A 16,101-nucleotide genomic window follows, 5' to 3' on the forward strand; every position below is an offset into this window, starting at 1 on the left:
CGCGAAGGGAGAGGATCATGGACAACCTGAACGGCTTCGTGGTGTTCGTGCAGGTGGCCGAGACGCGCAGCTTCGTCGCCGCCGGCCGGCTGCTGGGCGTATCGGCCTCGGCCGTTGGCAAGAGCGTGGCGCGCTTGGAGGAGAAGCTGGGGGTGCGCCTGTTCCACCGCAGCACGCGCAGCGTCACGCTGACCGCCGAGGGCACGCTGTTCCTGGAACGCAGCCGCCGCATCCTGGCCGAGATCGAAGCGGCGGAACTGGAGTTGTCGCAAGCCACCGCGGCACCGCGCGGGCGCCTGCGGGTGAGCCTGCCGCTGGTCAGCTCGCTGGTACTGCCGGTACTCGGCGAGTTCATGCGCGAGTACCCCGAGATCGAGTTGGACCTGGACTTCACCGACCGGATGGTCGATGTGATCGAGGAAGGTTTCGACGCAGTGGTACGGACAGGCGAGCCGGCCGACTCGCGCTTGTCGGCGCGCCGCCTGGGCGCGTTCCAGATGCGGTTGGTGGCCGCGCCCGACTATCTGACGCGCCGAGGCACGCCCAGGACGCCAGCCGATCTGTTGCAGCACACCAGCCTGCATTACCGCTTCCCCAACAGCGGCAAACTGGAGACCTGGGCGCTGCGGCAAGCCCCCGGCGCACCCGAACTGCAATTGCCCACCTCGATGATCTGCAACAACATCGAAACGCGCGTGTGCTTTGCGCTGCAAGGACTGGGGATCGCCTATTTGCCGGATTTCGCCATCCGCGAGCCATTGGCCGACGGCCGGCTTCAACCCATCCTCGCTGACCATGTGGAGCGCGGCGGCGTTTTCCACGTGCTCTGGCCTGCGAGCAAGCACTCCTCGCCGAAGGTGCGGGCGCTGGTGGACTTCCTGAGCGCGAGGGTGTTTCCGGTCACGAAGAGCAAGACACCCAGCCCCAGAGGTTAGCGCAGTCGATGACGCTGCGTGGCCCATGCCGCCTCCTGAGCTCAGTGCTCTCGAACAGCGTTCGAGAGCACTGAGCCTGCACCCGTCTCTCTTTGGTCCAGCCAGCCACTCCACACCGTCAGCAGCAGGCCAATGCCGACCATGACCACGCCGACCCACGGCGTTGCCCCGAGCCCCAGCCGGGAATCCGCCACCAGCCCGCCGATGACAGCGCCGAGCGCGATGCCGGCATTGGCGGCCGACACGTTGATGGTGGAAGCGATGTCCACGTTGCCGGGCCGATGGCGCTGGGCGAGCTGCACGACGTACAGCGCCAGCCCCGGCACGTTGCAGAACATCAGCGCGCCGAGCGTCAGGATCGAACCGAGCGTGGACGGGGCCGTAAAGGTGAAGATCAGCAGCACCGCCGCTTGCGCACCCAGCATCAGCGCCAGCGCCGGCACCACTTTCTTGTCGGAGACGCGCCTGCCGAGGAAATTGCCGACGATCACCGAGACACCGTAGAGGGCCAGTATCCACGCCACGCCGTTCGGGTCGAAGCCGGTGATGTCGGCCAGGATGCTGGGCAGATAGGCGGAGGCGACGAAGGTGCCGCCCCAGGCACAGAAGTTCATGCCGAACGCGATCAGCAGGCGCCCGCTGCCCAGCACCTTGACCTGCTCGATGAGGCTGCCGGCTGGCGCGATGTCTATCTTGCGGGGCAAGGTGGCCGCCATCGCCAGCAGCGACACCACTCCGATGGCCGCGACGAACCAGTAGGACATCGGCCAGCCCAGGCGCTGGCCGATGACGGTGGCGACCGGCACACCGGCGGCGACGGCGATCGTTAGACCGCCGAACACGATCGCCACTGCCGAGGCCCGCCGATCTGCCCCCACCAGACTCGCGGCGATCGCCGCGCCGACGCCGAAGAAGATGCCATGCGGCAAGGCCGACACGATGCGCGCGACAATGAGGACTTCATAGCTCGCACTCGACGCGGCGGCCGCATTGGCGAGGACGAACAAGGCCATCACCGCCAGTATCAGCGCCTTGCGCGACAGGTTTCCAGTCAGCGCCGCGAGGATCGGCGACCCGAAGCTGACGCCCAGCGCATAGCCGCTGACGACCAGCCCGGCGCGTACCAGGTTGACCCCGCAATCATCGGCAATCTGCGGCAGCACGCCGACGCTGGCGTACTCGGTGGTGCCGATGGCGAAGCCACCGACCATCATGGACAGCAAGGCGGGCATGGTGCCGCGCTGGGTGCCGTATCCTTTTGTCTTGCCTTCCGCCTTTGCCCCTCGCTGGCGCTCCAGGCAGCGGCGGCCCGGCGGTGCTGCGCTGCTTGCAGCCAGCGCGCCGGCGAACGCGCCAATGGCCGCAGACCGGCCGTATTCAGGCAAGACGCCTGCACGTTGGACGGCTGCGCCGGATGTTGCGCTCGCGCTGCACGCGCGACGATACGGCAGCAGCAGCCGGAACGACATGCCCGATGGCACGATGAGATGCACGGCAACGTGCAGCGAATCGGCGACCATCATGGGCGTGTCTCCAGCCAGACCGGATGCGCGACGCCGATCACGGAGGATGCGCTGAAGGGGTTGGGCGGACTAGACGCCGAAGAAGAAAACGACAGAACGGTGGTCCTAAATGAGATCGAAAGGGTGTTCTCCGAGCCGGGCCCGCAGGCCGACACGGAAGCATGGAGTATCTTTTCGCGACAATTTGATCACCCGTATGACAGCATCTATTGAGAGGAGGTCGACAATCTCGCTGGCGATCAGAAGCGGCAGTTCCTCTTCAAGGCACTCAAAGGGGCGAGCACCGAGTATGTTTCGTTTGTCGGCATTCTGATCGTCAGCTCGCAGACTACTGTGACCCCGCAGTTTCTGAGGCTATTGAGCCATGGCTTAGGTTGCCAGCCAAACGGTCGGTCATGCCACAAGATGCGGTCGAGGCCTTTTTCGCAGCGCACGAAGCGATGGGAATTTTAAGCCTTCCACTTCCTACAGCTCCGGCATCGCCTGTCGATGTCGATGAAACTATGCGAGCCTGCGGGGAATTAGCTTACTGGGCTTGCCGGCTGAGCGATTACGAACTTGAATCCTCGCTGCAGACGCTCAGTGCGAGAACCACGCTACTGGCCCACTCCGCTTCGGCAAGTGCCGGAGCACTGTGGTCTTCTACATCTCGAATGTTGTCTTCGGATGGAGCAAGAACTCACGTTGCAAAGAGCTATACGAACACGGCTCTGGTTATCTGTCGCGATGCACTAAGCAATCGCGAGTTGCAGGAGACGTACGAAGAACATGGGTTCATGGATAGTCTGGCGCGCATCGCCTCCTTTTCCATTCAAGTGATCGGGCAGTTTGGAGACGCCGACGACCTTCAAAATTTGCGTGGTCTTTGCGACGACGAAGGACTAGGTCGTGAGGCACTCGACGCGATAAAGAAGAATGAAGACCGTATCCGTTACCGGCAGTAAGTGCAGCAGCGGGGATGTTAATGCCCAGCGGAAACCTATTGTACCGGGCACTATGTCTCTCGGCCCAAGGCAATATTGCCATTGTCAGTCGGGCGATGCGGAATTTTGGGCAATGGTGTTGCCGCGATTTAAGCAAAAAGGGGCCGAGGCTCCTACGCTGGATCAGCCCTCGCTCTGTAAACGACGCTGTATTAGCTCCCGTCACCATGACATGATCCAGCGTGCGAACCTCCACCAGCGTCAGAACCTCTTTCAGCCGCTGCGTCAGCACCTTGTCTGCATGCGACGGCTCAGGATTCCCGCTCGGATGGTTGTGCGAGAAGATCACTGCCGCCGCATTGATCCGCAGCGCTTCCTTGACCACTTCGCGCGGATACACCGAGGTGCTGTCGATGGTGCCGTGGAACATCTCCCGATACTCGATCAGCCGGTGGCGCGTATCCAAGAACAGCACCGCAAAGACTTCATGCTCGAAGCTTGCCATCTTGTTGCGCAGGTACTCTTTGACCAGCGCCGGGGAAGTGAACTCAGCACCACGCTGCATCTTCAAATCAATGGCTTGGCGTGCGGCTTCAAGAATTTAATTCACCGACGCTGGCAGGTAGCGCCCTTGGGCGTCACGCACCAGCAAAGCGTCATCGAACGAGAAAAAGGACAGTTGCGACATGATCGTGCTCCGGTTGCTCGGGCGGAATTGCCCGGAACCGTGGCCAGCACGGCGCAGCGTAAAGCAGTCAGGGGGCGTAGCCGACCGCCAGCGTGCAAGCACGCGCAGCCCTTGACGCTGCGAACGCCGTGATACGGTGAAGGGAACAGCAAGACCGCCTATACCCCACTCAGCCACACACCCGCCGTTGGGCAAGTGCGCAGCACGCGCAGGCCCGGATCAACGATCCGTGCCGGAGGCGTCAGGGATCACGCCGAATGGCTGTGATTCGGCACGAAGCACGGGGCGCAGCCCGCGAGCCCGGTTCGGGTCGGATCGTTGGGCGACGGCAGGACGTAGGGGCAGCCTTCCCGGCGCGGCGCAGTGGACAGCAAGCGATAGGCTTCCTCGCTCATCGGCTTGGAGATGCCACCCGTCTTGCTGTCAGACCAGACGACACGGCGCTTTTCCAGATCAATCCAGTCCCATTCCAGCGGGCAGATTTCGGAGCGGCGAGCGGCGAACTCGAATTGCAGGCGGATCGCCCGCGGAATAACGTAGTTCTCCATTCCTTCCGCCTCCAAGTGCTCCAAATGGAGGAAGATCCGCACAAGCTCGTCATCCACGATGAGCCGGGTTTCCTTGCCGGGCGGGTACGTCGGGACGTGGCGGCACGGATTCGTGCCGTCAGGGCCAGCCCCCACACTTCCGCCAGGTTGAACATCTTGCGCAAGACGCCGAAGCTCTTGTTCGCCTCAGTCGGCTTGTAGGCCAGTTTCTTCATCAGTGCGGCTACGTCCGGGCGTTTCACGTTCTGTACCTTCATCCGGCCCATGATCGGGATGATGCAGCGGTCAATCAAGCCCTGATAGCCGCGCTGCGTGCTGGGCTTGTTGCGCTGCTTGGAGTAGTCCTCCATAAAGGTGCGGCAAAACTCCTTCATGGTCGGTGCCTTGCGGGTGGTATTCTTGGCCGCGCTAGGGTCGCCGCCCCGGCGAACCTCGGCCAGCCACTCCTGCGCCATCGTGCGCGCCTGATCAACGGTCAGTTCCCCGTACTGGCCCAGGGCGGGCTTACGGCGCTCGCTGGCGTTCGTGCGGTACTGGAGCATGAACACCTTGCGGCCCGCCGGGGTGATCTTGCACAGGAAGCCGGGCACCACGGTATCCCGCAGTTCGATGGCCTTGGCCTGGGATTACGCCGCATCGACTGCGGACTTGGTCAGCTTTATCTTCGCCATGATGACTCCTCGGAAAGCCCGGTTTTCAAGAGCCGCATGGGAGCCACGCGAGAGGAAACCGGGTCAAGTTTCGGAAAGCACCGGCATATGTCGAACTCACCTAAGTGGTTGATAAAAATGCTGTATCGAGCTCTGACGTAGCCCAGCGAATTGCGATGCTGGAGTCATCGTGAAACAAAAAAAGAGAGCGTAATGCTCTCTTAAGGCTGCTGTCAGATATGCAGTTCGGCCAGTTTGTCTTTAGGCAAGGCCAGCTCATCATTCTTATTGACGCGTACATCGTGCTCAAGGATATGACGAGCAATATCCTGCGCTTCGGTCAACGAGTGCATATCATAAGTACCGCACTGGAACTCATTCAGTTCAGGGATCTTGCGCTGTTCTTTTACTTTCAGAACATCTTCCATTGAGGCTTTCCAGGCCTTAGCCACGCGAACTTCATCCGGCGTACCAATCAGGCTCATGTAAAAACCCGTGCGGCATCCCATCGGAGAGATATCAATGATCTCGACCCCTTCACCATTCAGATGGTCGCGCATGAAACCTGCAAACAAATGCTCCAGCGTATGAATACCGCGTTCCGGCATGATTTCATGATTAGGACGGCAGAAACGCAGATCGAAGACCGTGATGGTATCACCGTTAGGAGTTTTCATGGTTTTTGCGACCCGTACCGCAGGGGCTGCCATACGCGTATGATCCACAGTAAAGCTATCTAGTAATGGCATGTTGCCACCTCCTCATCGAAAAAATGTTTTTTTCTCGTTTCCAGGAAACTTTTTTTCATGGCGCAAGTCATACATATGAAAGACGCGCATTTATCATCATCATCCCTATTAACAGAGATGTTTATTTGGCCACACTCCGTGTGGCCGTTTCTTTTTTACCCGCTGTTACTGCGCGGCAAGAAACTCTTCAAAACTTTGTTTATCTTCAGATTCCAGCTGTCGCTGTCGCTGCCATGAGCGTTGGGACTCGGCGATAAACTGGCTTTCAGTCAGGATTTCCAACGGCTCTTTCCGCAGGGTTTCACGATATTGGGCCGCCAGCGCTAAACCGACGCCTCCATTCCCTTCTTCAAGCATCATTTTCAACAATCGACCTGAGAATGTGTTTTCTGGATCGTCAAACTGGGCGACTAGGTTATCACAAACCTGCTGGTAACAAGGTTCATCATGCTCCTTATCCAGCAATTCCGCTACCCGACGTAAATCGGCAAACACCCCGCGCCCAACTTCAGCCAACGGCTGCTGCCGCGAATCACAGCCCATCCCGATGGTTTGTCCGGGCTTACGCCCTTCAAGAATAACGCGATTCCAGTTTTTACGAGTACATTGCAGCTCTTCGCTGCTCATATCCGGCGCATCGGCCAGCGCACACCAAATCAGGAATAGATCGAGGAAGCGCACCTGTTCTTCGCTAACGCCCGTGGCGGAAAAGGGGTTAATGTCGAGCGATCTGACCTCGATGTACTCGACACCTCCACGCAGCAAGGCATCTGACGGCTTCTCTCCCGAGCGCGTAACACGTTTAGGCCGGATTGGCGCATACAACTCATTCTCTATCTGCAGAACGTTGGTATTGAGCTGCAGGTAGCGACCATCTCGTTTCACGCCTAACTGAGTATAGTCTTCGGAAGGGGTGGCAATAGCTTGCTTAAGCGCTGCGACATACGTATCCAGATCGTTGAAAGTAATGCCCAAATTGCTCTGCGACTTGTTGGTATACCCCAGATCGCTGAGGCGCAGCGAAGTGGCATAAGGCAGATAGCAAAGACCATTTTCCGTACGCTCGAAAGGAATGGAGGTGTTTTTTCCATTCAGGAAGGACGAGCAGACGGCCGGCGAGGCCCCAAAAAAATAAGGGATCACCCAACCGAAACGGTAATAATTGCGAATCAACTGAAAGTAGCCGGATGAGATTGTTGATTTACCGCTGATTTCATCAGTAACGCCCGCCTTTTCCTGCCAAAAAGACAACGGCAAAGAAAAATTGTAGTGCACACCAGAAATGGTTTGCATCAGAGCGCCATAGCGATTTTTCAGCCCTTCGCGGTACAACGTTTTCATTCGTCCGATATTAGATGAACCGTACTGTGCCAGTTCGATATCATCTTCAGCGGCGACATAGCATGGCATACTAAGCGGCCACATTCTTTCTTCACCCAGATGCTGGGCTACATAGCGGTGGATGTCGCGCAGGAATGTCAGCAGGTGATCAATATCTTTATCGACCGGGGTAATAAACTCTAACAGAGACTCGGCAAAATCCGTGGTGATCCACGAGTGCGTCAATGCGGACCCTAACGTTTCCGGATGCCCGGTCTGCGCCAGATGTCCATTGGCCATAACACGCAATGTTTCGCGTTCTATTCCTCGCTGGATTCCCTTGATGGCCTGAGGATGTTGTTCCAGCCAGGACAGAGATTCTGATACGTCCGGGATCAAAGCGACCTCCCGTTAGTTAATATGTAATAGTTGTTAGCATAACTGATGCCAGATGCCATCCACCAGACGCGATTAAAACTGGTTAGGACCACCATACAACCCCTTGTAACGTCACCCAGCACAGCACGAGATAACGTAGCGCTTTCCCAATAAAAATACAGAGCAAAGCCAGCCCCCATGGCAAGCGTAGCCAGCCCGCCAAGACGCAAAGCATATCTCCAATGATAGGCACCCAGCTAAATAATAGCGCAGCAACACCATAACGCTCTAACCAGTGCTGAGCCATCGCTCGCCCTCGCCCGCTTTGACGATCGGGTAAGAGTCGGCCGGCGATCATATTAGTTAAACCGCCCAGCGTGTTACCGACCGTTGCAATCGCTACCAGGAGCCATGGGCTGGACGTTTTCGCTACTAATAGCGAGACCAAAATCACCTCCGAGCTGCCAGGCAATAGCGTGGCGCTTAGGAAGCTACTCCAGAAGAGCGAGATGAAAGACCAGACTTCGCTCACAGCGTTCTGACATCGACAACATCCATGTTTGCCCGCATCGCGGCTTCAATACCAAAGTCGGCATCTTCGAAAACCACGCAGTTTGCAGGTGATACCTGGATAAACTCGGCGCAGCGCAGGAATGTGTCGGGGAACGGCTTATGATTTTCTACATCATCGGCACCGACTATCGCGTCAAAATAGTGTCTGACACCAAGATGGCTTAGCAGCTGTTCCGCCATCGCGTGCCGACTACCGGTACCAACCGCCATTGGCCGTCGGCCGTGATAACGCTTCACTACGTCCATCAACGGCAACGGTGAAACGGTATCCAGCAACATTTCCATCGCTAACCGCGTTTTTTCTTCTGCGAGCTGGTGAGGGTCGAGGTCGAGCTGATGTCTGGCAATGATACATTCGGCGATACGCCAGGTCGGCGCGCCATTCAGTGCCACTAGAGGCGCTGGATCATACTGCATTCCCTTCCCGGCTAGCACTTGCTTCCAGGCCAGGCAGTGGGTTTGCTCGGTATCCAGAATAGTGCCATCCATATCGAATATGAGGCCCAGATAGCGATCGTACATCTTGCCTCCATGGCACTTTAAAAAAATGGATATCTACTTTAACGCAAAGTAAAAAACTTGTCGCTCATTCAATAACCGTATGAAAAACAGGCCATTGGGTAATAGCGAACAATTGGAGGAATAAAGCAAATGAGGAACGTGCAAAAGAATTTGAGGAATGAAAAGCGAGAACAAAAAGGATGAAAACAAAGGAAAAGTAGTTTGAGGAATAAGATGGTGCATCCGGGAGGATTCGAACCTCCGACCGCTCGGTTCGTAGCCGAGTACTCTATCCAGCTGAGCTACGGATGCATATCAGAATTGAGGCGTTAATGCTTTTGAAAACAGAGGATGAAACCGTAGTGATGGTGCATCCGGGAGGATTCGAACCTCCGACCGCTCGGTTCGTAGCCGAGTACTCTATCCAGCTGAGCTACGGATGCATCGGAACTAACTGCAAACTTCTCTTTTCTCTGATGAACTCTAAAGATCCACCAGAACAACAAACTGCTTGATGGTGCATCCGGGAGGATTCGAACCTCCGACCGCTCGGTTCGTAGCCGAGTACTCTATCCAGCTGAGCTACGGATGCATAATCAATTAAATGGCGGTGAGGGAGGGATTCGAACCCTCGATGCAGCTTTTGACCGCATACTCCCTTAGCAGGGGAGCGCCTTCAGCCTCTCGGCCACCTCACCTAACATGACCTGTGATACTCAACTCATCTTTCGTTTTGTGCTCACCGGTACTGCGTGGCGCACATATTACTTTCCACGACTTATAAGTCAAACAATTTTTCCCTCACCATGTCTGTTTGCACACTTCGCGGGCAATACGTACAGATTGGCAACACACAGTGTATTTTATCAACAGAAAAACAATTGCTTATCATGCCTGCTAGCATGAAGAAACAAATGAGGAATATAGATGTGGAAAACGGGAAATACGACGAAATCAATCAAAGAAGCAATGGCGCCTCGTTTTGCGAGACGCATTGTCAATTAATATGATGTAGGCTGAGACTTCTCTGCCTGAATGCGCTGATAAATCTCTTCGCGGTGAACGGAAACCTCTTTGGGGGCGTTGACACCAATGCGTACCTGATTGCCCTTTACTCCCAGTACGGTAACCGTAACCTCATCGCCTATCATGAGGGTTTCGCCAACTCGACGAGTTAAAATAAGCATTCTTTGCTCCTTGAAAAGATTATAAAGAGTCAGGCCCCTTCATTTTCTCACCATTATCCGTCATGGGCCAAGAAAACGTAAACCTAGATGATGATTGTTCATCATCCCACTCATAGTTGTTACTAATGTTCAGTCTAGTCGATATAAGACAGCTTGCGATTTTTGTTATCACAGCCAGACGGAAGATCTCATGGCCCCGGTTTTTCCAAGGGCCGCTAAATTCCATCTGGCTTGCGCTCATCCGTTTCCGCAAGCCCAAGACGCCAAAACTGTTTAAGGTTGCGACGTTTGTCTAGATAACATGGATAAATTAGTTACAGCTTATCAACCACCCAGGCTTCAACGCTCTCCAGTGCCGCCGGCAGGGCGTTCACGTCGCTGCCGCCAGCTTGGGCCATATCAGGACGACCACCGCCTTTACCGCCAATTTGACTAGCGACAAAGCCGATGAGTTCACCTGCTTTCACCCTGCTGGTCAACATTTTTGTCACCCCGGAGATAAGGCTGACCTTACCTTCGGCTGTCGTTGCGAGAACGATAATCGCTGATCCCAACTGGTTTTTCAGGTCATCGACCATCGCACGTAGCATCTTGGGTTCAACGTTATCCAGTTGGACGACCAGCAGTTTCACACCTTTCACCTCTTTCGCTTTACCCGCTAAGGAGGAGCTTTCTTGTGCCGCCTGCTGCGCTTTCAACTGCTGCAGTTCTTTTTCCAGCATACGTGTACGCTCGATGACAGAACGTACTTTTTCCGCCAGATTATTGTTATCGCTTTTAACCAACGCGGTCACTTCCTGCAGTACATCACTCTGACGATGCAGTGCGTTGATCGCATTTTCACCCGTCACCGCTTCGATGCGACGAATACCCGCAGCAGTGCCCGACTCCGACACAATCAGGAACAGACCGATATCGCCCGTGCGGCTAGCATGAATCCCCCCACACAGCTCTATCGAGAAGTCGCCCATCGTCAGCACACGAACATGGTCATCGTATTTTTCACCAAAGAGCGCCATGGCGCCTTTTGACTTAGCCTCTGAAATCGCCATCACCTCGGTCTCAATCGGCAAATTGCGACGAACCTGAGCATTAACAATATTTTCGACCTGACGAATCTGCTCCGATTTCATGGCTTCCGTATGCGAGAAGTCGAAACGCAAATGACGGTCATTAACCAAGGATCCTTTCTGAGCGACATGTTCACCCAGGACCTGACGTAGTGCTGAATGCAGTAAATGAGTCGCGGAATGATTCAGACGAATGCGATCACGACGCGCCCGATCGACAACGGCATTCACAGTACCATTAATTCGCAGCTTACCGTGGCTGAGTTTACCGATATGACCAATAGCCTGACCATATTTCTGGGTATCTTCCACCACAAAACGCGCATCCGTCGTTTGAAGTTCCCCCCGGTCCCCCACCTGACCACCAGACTCACCGTAGAACGGAGTGTTGTCCAAGATGATCACGGCATCGTCACCGGGATGAATTTCATCGACAGACTGACCTTTGCGATAAAGCGCAATGACGTTGGCATTACCTGCCGTATTTTCGTATCCGCAAAAGTCTGTGGCCGCATCGACGCGAATCTGGCTGTTATAATCCACACCAAAGCCGCTCGCTTCACGAGCTCGTTGACGCTGCGCTTCCATTGCTCGTTCAAAGCCTTCTTCATCGACCTTGATATTGCGCTCGCGGCACACGTCCGCGGTCAAATCCAGCGGGAAGCCATAGGTGTCGTACAGGCGGAAAGCCGCTTCGCCATCCAGCGTATCGCCCTCCAGACTATTAATCTCTTCGTCCAGCAGCGCCAATCCACGTTCCAGCGTTCTTGCAAACTGCTCTTCTTCGTTCTTCAACGCCTGTTCGACCGACGATTGCTGACGTTTCAGTTCTTCCGCAGCCGAGCCCATGACGTTAATCAGCGGGGCAACCAACTTATAGAAGAAGGTATCTTTAGCGCCCAGCATATTTCCATGACGTACCGCGCGTCGAATGATACGGCGCAGCACATAGCCCCGGTTTTCATTGGACGGCATAACGCCATCTGCGATCAGGAAAGCACAGGAACGAATATGGTCGGCAATAACACGCAGCGATTTATTATCCAGATCGTCTGTACCAATCACTTTCGCGACGTCAGCGATCAGCGTTTTGAACAGATCAATTTCGTAGTTGGAGTTAACATGCTGCAGTACGGCTGAAATACGTTCCAGACCCATACCGGTATCCACCGAGGGTTTGGGCAGAGGCAACATCATGCCATCGGCCTGGCGGTTGAACTGCATGAAGACCAGGTTCCAGATCTCGATAAAGCGATCGCCATCCTCTTCCGGAGAACCCGGAGGCCCGCCCCAGATGTGGTCGCCGTGATCGTAAAAGATCTCGGAACATGGACCGCAAGGTCCCGTATCGCCCATCTGCCAGAAGTTATCTGATGCGTACGGTGCGCCTTTGTTGTCACCAATACGGATGATGCGTTCGCGCGGAACGCCGATCTCGTCGGCCCAAATATCAAAGGCCTCATCATCCGTGGCGTAGACGGTCACCCACAGTTTCTCTTTTGGCAGGTTGAACCACTGCTCGCCGGTCAGTAATTCCCAAGCATTGCGTATAGCATCATGCTTAAAATAGTCGCCGAAGCTAAAATTGCCCAGCATTTCAAAAAAAGTGTGGTGACGTGCGGTATAACCTACGTTTTCGAGATCGTTATGCTTCCCACCGGCACGCACGCAACGCTGAGACGTAGTCGCGCGCGAATAGCTACGCTTATCCAGACCAAGGAATACGTCCTTAAACTGGTTCATCCCCGCATTCGTAAATAACAGTGTCGGATCGTTATTTGGTACCAGGGAGCTACTAGGGACAATCTGGTGTCCCTTACTATGGAAAAAATCGAGAAACGCTTGACGGATCTCAGCGGTGCTCTTGCTCATAATTGTCCTGAAATCAAGCTAAAAGGATGGTCGCGGGTCCGATCCGTGCGACGTACAGGCGAAATCGGACCAAACACGAACTAAAAAAGTGGGAATAAGATAAATTTTCTCAGGAGGGAAGTAAAATCCCGTATGCATTCAGTCTGAAAAATTCGTGTATAGAGACTGAATTTCATCATGCGAAAAACCGCGATACAAGAGGTAACGCTGAACTTTCGCTTTTTCTTTCCACTCTGCGGGAAGTGGGCGGCCAAATTTTCGCTCAGCGGCCTGCTGAGCTAATTGATACCAATCAACGCCACTACAGCGTAATGCTTCGCTTTGCGTCAATTTGTCCACGCCTTTCTGACTCAACTCGCTGCGTATTCGCTGAGCTCCGTACCCCTTCCGGCTACGGCTAGAAATGTAACGTTGAGCGAATCGTTTGTCGTCAAGCCAGCCATACTCATCACAATAGGCAATGGCCTGCTCGATTTCCTGAGTGACGGCAATGGAGTCATCGCCGTTTTCTTCTGACGGGGAATACAAGAACGCCGCAATTTTGCGGCGTAGCTCGGTTTCACTGTGGTCGCGAACCGCCAACACATTCATGGCATAACGCAATATTTTAGACACGCGCAACCTTAATCGTTGTATGGCGACTGCTAGCTAACATCATGAACTAATTAAAATTCTTCTTTGGAATTGCCGGCTGTTTCTTCATCGAAACCTGCTTCGCTGCTGGCAGCCGCCACCGCTGGCTCATTGCCTTTATTTAGCAACATGTCGCGTAATTTTTTATCCAGCTCGTTCGCAATCGCAGTATTCTCTCGGATGAAGTTACATGCATTGGCCTTACCTTGACCAATTTTCTCACCGTTGTAGCTATACCAGGCTCCCGCCTTTTCGATCAGCTTGTGCTTAACCCCAAGGTCGACTAGTTCGCCAAAGGTGTTGATACCTTCACCGTACATGATCTGGAATTCAGCCTGTTTGAACGGCGCGGCAACTTTGTTTTTCACCACTTTCACACGAGTTTCGCTACCGACAACTTCGTCACCATCTTTGATAGCGCCGATACGGCGGATATCCAGTCGTACTGAGGCGTAGAATTTCAGCGCGTTACCGCCAGTCGTCGTTTCAGGGTTACCAAACATCACGCCGATCTTCATTCGGATCTGGTTGATGAAAATCAGCAGCGTGCTGGACTGTTTCAAGTTGCCCGCTAGCTTACGCATCGCCTGACTCATCATTCGCGCGGCCAGCCCCATGTGGGAGTCGCCGATTTCACCTTCGATTTCCGCCTTCGGCGTCAATGCGGCTACGGAGTCAACGATAATGACATCCACGGCACCGGAGCGCGCCAGCGCGTCACAGATTTCCAGAGCCTGCTCACCCGTATCCGGCTGGGAACATAGCAAATTGTCGATATCAACGCCCAGTTTCTTCGCGTAGATAGGGTCCAGCGCATGCTCCGCATCGATAAAGGCACAGGTTTTTCCTTTACGCTGAGCGGAAGCAATCACCTGTAGCGTTAGTGTGGTTTTACCTGAGGATTCCGGCCCGTAGATTTCTACGATACGACCCATAGGCAAACCGCCGACGCCCAGCGCGATATCCAGGGACAGAGAACCTGTAGAGATAGTTTCAACATCCATTGAGCGATCTTCGCCCAAACGCATGATAGAACCTTTACCGAATTGCTTTTCGATTTGACCCAGTGCTGCTGCCAGTGCCTTTTGTTTGTTCTCATCAATAGCCATTTCCACTCCTGTCTCGCAGCACGAGGCTGCATCTGCGCTGTTGCTTATTCATGATTCACCGAACGGGTGACGGACATTATACTGTACACTCATACAGTATCAAGGTTAATTTTGCAAAAAAGTATTCAGCAGCGTTTCCAGCGCAAACTGAACGGCTTGTTGGCGGACACGGTTGCGATCACCGTCGAACTGCATTCTACGGGCGAATCTGTTTTCTTGCCTTGCGGCGAAACCAAACCACACGGTGCCGACCGGTTTATCGGCAGTGCCGCCATCCGGACCGGCGATACCGCTGATGGCAATCGCATAATCCGCCCCCGCTTTATCCAGCGCGCCTGCGGCCATTTCTTCCACCACTTCGCCGCTGACCGCCCCGTACTGCGCCAGCGTTTCCGCTTTGACTCCGACCATTACCTCTTTGGCCCGATTGCTATAGGTCACAAAACCATAGTCAAACCATGAGGAACTGCCCGGGACATCAGTAATCGCCTTCGCCACCCCGCCCCCAGTGCAGGACTCAGCACAGGTCATATGCGAGCCACGGGATTTTAATCGTTCGCCAACCTGCACGCTTAACTGAAAAATATGATGTTCTGTCATCTACTGACTCACTATAGTAATGAAGCTGTTACCTATCAGGGTAGCATTTCTCGCCTCAAAAAACGTGGCAAGACCCGAAGTGCAAACCGATACGCAGCAAGGTTGAGAAACGCAGCAACAACGTTCAGATCGCCGTCACCTTTTCACAAACACGATTCGACACACCGATAGAGCGATCCTGCTAACACACATTCTGCGGTACACTTGGGCATACCATTCTCTACAGCGACATATGGTGCCAGATAAAGGAGGGACGAACGTGTCATCAACGTTCTTACGCAGTATGGGCGTGAAAGGTCCTAACGCCACCAGTTTTGGCAAATCGATTGCTATAGACCGACCTGCAGACATGCTATTCGACCTATGGCGCAAACCAGAGACACTACCCGTTCTGATGAACCACTTTGCGCGAATAGATATTCTGAACGCAACGGATTCTCTCTGGCGAGTTAAAGCACCGATCGGCCCAAGCATCGAATGGACGGCACGCATTGTGGAAGAACAGCCGGGGAGTTTCATTCATTGGTGCTCTCTCGAAGGCGCCCGCATTCCCAACGAGGGCAAATTGTCCTTTCAGCCCGCGCCGCAGGGAAGAGGCACAGAAGTCTCGCTGACAATCTATTTTGATGCGCCAGGCGGACTGCTGGGACGGCAAATCGGCCAGATGTTCGCGCTGCTTTCTAAAGAAATGCTGAACAATACCCTCCAGCGTTTCAAAAAACTGGCAGAGCAGGAACCCACTTTTCCGGCGGCTTCAGCCTAATCAACAGACAAAAAAATCCCGCTCGAAAGCGGGAAAAGTAACTACTCTCAGACAGGGATGGGTAACACAACATCAACAA

The 16,101-nt window shown here is 54.5% G+C and carries 15 protein-coding genes and 4 tRNA genes; 2 read left to right on the top strand and 17 right to left on the bottom strand.

Features of this window, described 5'->3' with window-relative positions; all coding sequences use genetic code 11:
- The first annotated feature begins 17 nt into the window (after positions 1-17).
- A complete protein-coding gene (locus I6N93_RS13260; protein ID WP_085689416.1) occupies positions 18-935 on the top strand; it encodes a LysR family transcriptional regulator in 918 nt (305 codons plus the stop codon).
- A 41-nt stretch (positions 936-976) separates the two neighbouring features.
- Here I6N93_RS13260 and I6N93_RS13265 read toward each other — a convergent pair whose 3' ends face one another.
- The 17 genes from I6N93_RS13265 to pncC all read right to left on the bottom strand — a co-directional run bounded on the left by I6N93_RS13265 (position 977) and on the right by pncC (position 15,259).
- The gene (locus tag I6N93_RS13265; protein ID WP_197669162.1) at positions 977-2,458 is read right to left on the bottom strand and encodes an MFS transporter; all 1,482 of its coding nucleotides are present in this window, start codon (positions 2,456-2,458) and stop codon (positions 977-979) included.
- 774 nt (positions 2,459-3,232) lie between these two features.
- A complete protein-coding gene (gene radC, locus I6N93_RS17500; RefSeq protein ID WP_438267794.1) occupies positions 3,233-3,982 on the bottom strand; it encodes a RadC family protein in 750 nt (249 codons plus the stop codon).
- Positions 3,983-4,246 (bottom strand): hypothetical protein, encoded by a 264-nt coding sequence (locus I6N93_RS17505; protein ID WP_438267792.1) that lies wholly within the window; start codon positions 4,244-4,246, stop codon positions 3,983-3,985. It abuts the gene before it with no gap.
- A gap of 214 nt (positions 4,247-4,460) precedes the next feature.
- Positions 4,461-5,210: an integrase arm-type DNA-binding domain-containing protein gene (locus tag I6N93_RS13275; RefSeq protein ID WP_438267791.1), complete on the bottom strand. Its 750-nt coding sequence runs from the start codon at positions 5,208-5,210 to the stop codon at positions 4,461-4,463.
- A gap of 290 nt (positions 5,211-5,500) precedes the next feature.
- Positions 5,501-6,016: an S-ribosylhomocysteine lyase gene (gene luxS, locus I6N93_RS13280; RefSeq protein WP_026743221.1), complete on the bottom strand. Its 516-nt coding sequence runs from the start codon at positions 6,014-6,016 to the stop codon at positions 5,501-5,503.
- Positions 6,017-6,181: 165 nt separating this feature from the next.
- Complete coding sequence (gshA, locus tag I6N93_RS13285; protein ID WP_085689414.1) at positions 6,182-7,735, bottom strand: glutamate--cysteine ligase; 1,554 nt, start codon at positions 7,733-7,735, stop codon at positions 6,182-6,184.
- A gap of 82 nt (positions 7,736-7,817) precedes the next feature.
- Positions 7,818-8,246, bottom strand: a complete 429-nt coding sequence (locus I6N93_RS13290; protein ID WP_085689411.1) for a YqaA family protein — start codon at positions 8,244-8,246, stop codon at positions 7,818-7,820.
- Positions 8,243-8,809 carry a fructose-1-phosphate/6-phosphogluconate phosphatase gene (gene yqaB, locus I6N93_RS13295; RefSeq protein WP_085689408.1) on the bottom strand — a complete coding sequence of 189 codons (567 nt, stop codon included), beginning with the start codon at positions 8,807-8,809 and terminating at the stop codon, positions 8,243-8,245. The genes I6N93_RS13290 and yqaB overlap by 4 nt, the downstream gene beginning before the upstream one ends.
- Positions 8,810-9,023: 214 nt before the next feature.
- A tRNA-Arg gene (locus I6N93_RS13300) sits at positions 9,024-9,100 on the bottom strand.
- 54 nt (positions 9,101-9,154) lie between these two features.
- Positions 9,155-9,231 (bottom strand) — tRNA-Arg (locus tag I6N93_RS13305).
- 72 nt (positions 9,232-9,303) lie between these two features.
- Positions 9,304-9,380: transfer RNA gene (locus tag I6N93_RS13310), tRNA-Arg, on the bottom strand.
- A 13-nt stretch (positions 9,381-9,393) separates the two neighbouring features.
- Positions 9,394-9,486 (bottom strand) — tRNA-Ser (locus I6N93_RS13315).
- A 303-nt stretch (positions 9,487-9,789) separates the two neighbouring features.
- Positions 9,790-9,975: a carbon storage regulator CsrA gene (gene csrA / locus I6N93_RS13320; protein ID WP_005972168.1), complete on the bottom strand. Its 186-nt coding sequence runs from the start codon at positions 9,973-9,975 to the stop codon at positions 9,790-9,792.
- A 314-nt stretch (positions 9,976-10,289) separates the two neighbouring features.
- Positions 10,290-12,917 carry an alanine--tRNA ligase gene (gene alaS / locus I6N93_RS13325; protein WP_085689402.1) on the bottom strand — a complete coding sequence of 876 codons (2,628 nt, stop codon included), beginning with the start codon at positions 12,915-12,917 and terminating at the stop codon, positions 10,290-10,292.
- A gap of 138 nt (positions 12,918-13,055) precedes the next feature.
- A complete protein-coding gene (locus I6N93_RS13330; protein WP_085689461.1) occupies positions 13,056-13,532 on the bottom strand; it encodes a regulatory protein RecX in 477 nt (158 codons plus the stop codon).
- 50 nt (positions 13,533-13,582) lie between these two features.
- Positions 13,583-14,659 (bottom strand): recombinase RecA, encoded by a 1,077-nt coding sequence (gene recA / locus I6N93_RS13335; protein ID WP_085689399.1) that lies wholly within the window; start codon positions 14,657-14,659, stop codon positions 13,583-13,585.
- A 105-nt stretch (positions 14,660-14,764) separates the two neighbouring features.
- Positions 14,765-15,259 (bottom strand): nicotinamide-nucleotide amidase, encoded by a 495-nt coding sequence (gene pncC, locus I6N93_RS13340; RefSeq protein WP_085689396.1) that lies wholly within the window; start codon positions 15,257-15,259, stop codon positions 14,765-14,767.
- Positions 15,260-15,542: 283 nt separating this feature from the next.
- Between pncC and I6N93_RS13345 the strand changes: the two genes are divergently transcribed.
- Complete coding sequence (locus tag I6N93_RS13345) at positions 15,543-16,022, top strand: SRPBCC family protein (protein WP_085689393.1); 480 nt, start codon at positions 15,543-15,545, stop codon at positions 16,020-16,022.
- The last annotated feature ends 79 nt before the right edge of the window (positions 16,023-16,101 follow it).

It is taken from the genome of Lonsdalea populi, from assembly GCF_015999465.1.
Classification (GTDB): domain Bacteria; phylum Pseudomonadota; class Gammaproteobacteria; order Enterobacterales; family Enterobacteriaceae; genus Lonsdalea; species Lonsdalea populi.

Excerpts from the sequence above, each read along its gene's own strand:
- I6N93_RS13260 (WP_085689416.1), top strand. The coding sequence starts at position 18 with ATGGACAACCTGAACGGCTTCGTGGTGTTCGTGCAGGTGGCCGAGACG.
- I6N93_RS13265 (WP_197669162.1), bottom strand. The coding sequence starts at position 2,458 with ATGATGGTCGCCGATTCGCTGCACGTTGCCGTGCATCTCATCGTGCCA.
- luxS (WP_026743221.1), bottom strand. The coding sequence starts at position 6,016 with ATGCCATTACTAGATAGCTTTACTGTGGATCATACGCGTATGGCAGCC.
- yqaB (WP_085689408.1), bottom strand. The coding sequence starts at position 8,809 with ATGTACGATCGCTATCTGGGCCTCATATTCGATATGGATGGCACTATT.
- csrA (WP_005972168.1), bottom strand. The coding sequence starts at position 9,975 with ATGCTTATTTTAACTCGTCGAGTTGGCGAAACCCTCATGATAGGCGAT.
- alaS (WP_085689402.1), bottom strand. The coding sequence starts at position 12,917 with ATGAGCAAGAGCACCGCTGAGATCCGTCAAGCGTTTCTCGATTTTTTC.
- recA (WP_085689399.1), bottom strand. The coding sequence starts at position 14,659 with ATGGCTATTGATGAGAACAAACAAAAGGCACTGGCAGCAGCACTGGGT.
- pncC (WP_085689396.1), bottom strand. The coding sequence starts at position 15,259 with ATGACAGAACATCATATTTTTCAGTTAAGCGTGCAGGTTGGCGAACGA.
- I6N93_RS13345 (WP_085689393.1), top strand. The coding sequence starts at position 15,543 with ATGGGCGTGAAAGGTCCTAACGCCACCAGTTTTGGCAAATCGATTGCT.